This window comes from Marinimicrobium sp. UBA4509 (assembly GCF_002388575.1).
Taxonomy (GTDB): Bacteria; Pseudomonadota; Gammaproteobacteria; order Pseudomonadales; family Cellvibrionaceae; genus Marinimicrobium; species Marinimicrobium koreense.
On the sequence record NZ_DGMV01000057.1, the window covers coordinates 724 to 3,082 of the forward strand.

Below are 2,359 nucleotides of genomic sequence, written 5' to 3' on the forward strand. Positions count from 1 at the left end.
CCATGGACGGTGCCAGCAAGTTCGTGCGCGGCGATGCCATCGCCGGCATTCTGATTCTGGTGATCAACATTATTGGCGGGCTCGGCATCGGGATGATTCAGCACGGGTTGGATTTCTCGACGGCGCTGGAGAATTACATTCTGTTGACCATTGGTGATGGTCTGGTTGCCCAGATTCCCTCGCTGCTGCTGTCGACCTCGGCGGCGATTTTGGTGACCCGGGTCAACAGCTCCGAGGACATGCGTGAGCAAATCATGGGGCAGATGTTCGCGACCCCAAAAGCGCTGGCTATTGCCTCAGGCGTTCTGCTGCTCATGGGCTCTATTCCCGGTATGCCTCATGTGGCGTTTCTCGGCCTGGGCCTTCTCTGTGGTGGCCTGGCCTACTTTATTCACTGGCGCAGTCAGCAGCCCGAGGCGGTAGAAGAAGATGACTATCGACCCGGCGGTGGAGGTCCTTCCGGTGGCGGTGGTGGCGGGCCGACCGTCACGCCGTCGGCGCCAAACCCCGGACAGGCTTCTCTGCCGCCCGCCAAAGAATCGGCGGAGCTGGACTGGGATGATGTGCAGCCTGTCGATATTATCGGGCTGGAGGTGGGCTACCGCCTGATCCCATTGGTGGATCGGGGGCAGGGCGGCGAGCTGCTCGGTCGGATCAAGGGGGTGCGTCGCAAACTCTCCCAGGAAATGGGTTTTCTGATTCCCTCGGTACACATTCGGGACAACCTGGATCTGCTGCCGAACAAATACCGGATCAGCCTGATGGGCGTTTCTCTGGCCGAAGCCGAGGTCTATCCGGATCGGGAAATGGCGATCAACCCCGGTCAGGTTTTTGGCGAGCTCGACGGCACCAAAACCAAGGATCCGGCTTTTGGGCTGGACGCCGTCTGGATTGATGCCAGTCAGAAAGAGAAGGCCCAGACCCTGGGGTACACCGTCGTGGATGCCAGTACCGTCGTCGCCACCCACCTGAATCAGATTCTGCAGAAACATACCTGGGAGCTACTCGGTCATGAAGATGTGCAAAAGCTGCTGGATATGCTGGCGAAAAACTCGCCCAAGCTGGTTGAGGAATTGGTCCCCAACACCATCAGCCTGAATGTGCTGCTCAAGGTGCTACAGAACCTGCTGCGCGAGCGGGTGCCGATCCGGGATATGCGCTCGATTGCCGAAGCATTGGCGGCCAATGGCAGCAAGAGTCAAGATCCCGCCGCTTTGACCAATGTCGCCCGGGTCGCACTCTCGCGCCAGATCGTCCAGAACATCGTGGGTTCAGAGCCGGAGCTGCCGGTTATCACCCTGGAGCCAGAGTTGGAACAGTTGTTGCTAAACACCCTTCAGCAGGCACAAAAATCTGGCGCGGACGACAGTGCCTTTATTGAGCCGAGCCTGGCGGAGCGACTGCAGCGCTCGCTCATGGAGGTGGCTCAGAAGCAGGAAGTGGCCGGTAAACCGCTGATCCTGCTGGTCGCCGCGCCGCTGCGCAATATGCTGGCCCGGTTCGCGCGCAACAGCGTGCCGGATATGAACGTTCTGGCCTACACCGAAGTGCCGGAAAACAAGCAGATTTCCATTGATGCCACGGTGGGCGCCGGTCAGACCAACAACCGGTAACCCGGACAAGACTCAGGGCCCTGATGATTCTGGCCCGAGTCCAACAACTAACAGGCCCGTTTTTTGACGAGGAGTACAACGATGCAGGTCAAACGATTTCTCGCGGCGGATATGCGACGCGCCCTGGAAATGGTTCGTCAGGAGTTGGGTCCCGATGCGGTCATCCTCTCCAGCAACCGCACGAAAGACGGGGTGGAGCTGTTGACCACTCAGGCCTCGGTGTCCCTCCCGGAGGCGGCCGAGAGGTCTGTGCCGGCTGCAAATGCCGAATCAGGCGAGCCACTCTCGACCGGACCCGCGTCGGAAACCGGGCAGCAGCGGGCCGATGCGATCGAGCGTGCCCGCCAGCGGCAACTGGCTCAGCGCGAGCTGGATGCTTCGGCGCGCGAGTTTCTTCAACCGAATCAGCGCGTCAATGCGGGTATTCGGGTGGAGCGCTCTCTGCTTGAATCCGCCGGGACTGACCGGGACCCGGTCAGCGTGAGCAAGCCTGAACGGAATACGTCTCGGGCGGCCGGCTTTGTCAGTGCCGCCGAGCGTTACCCGCTGCGGGACGATGAGCCGCCCGCGGGTCCGGTGAGTACGGCGGGCACGGAAACCACCGATCCGCGGTTGGATAGCCTGCAGGCGGAATTGGCTGAAATGCGCTATCTGCTCGAAGAGCAGCTCTCACAGATGCTCGGCCCGAAGCCGGCGGCTCGCGCACCGGGCCTGGCGAGCATTGGCCGGCGCCTGGAGCGGATGGG

General features: G+C 61.3%; 1 protein-coding gene and 1 pseudogene. Both read left to right on the forward strand.

The window, feature by feature from the left end; translation table 11 throughout:
• Positions 1-1,613, forward strand: a 1,613-nt coding sequence (locus B3520_RS11010) for a flagellar biosynthesis protein FlhA (protein ID WP_286876045.1), incomplete at its 5' end; no start/stop codon positions are given.
• A gap of 81 nt (positions 1,614-1,694) precedes the next feature.
• A pseudogene (locus B3520_RS11015) lies at positions 1,695-2,359 on the forward strand (flagellar biosynthesis protein FlhF); the annotation flags it as partial.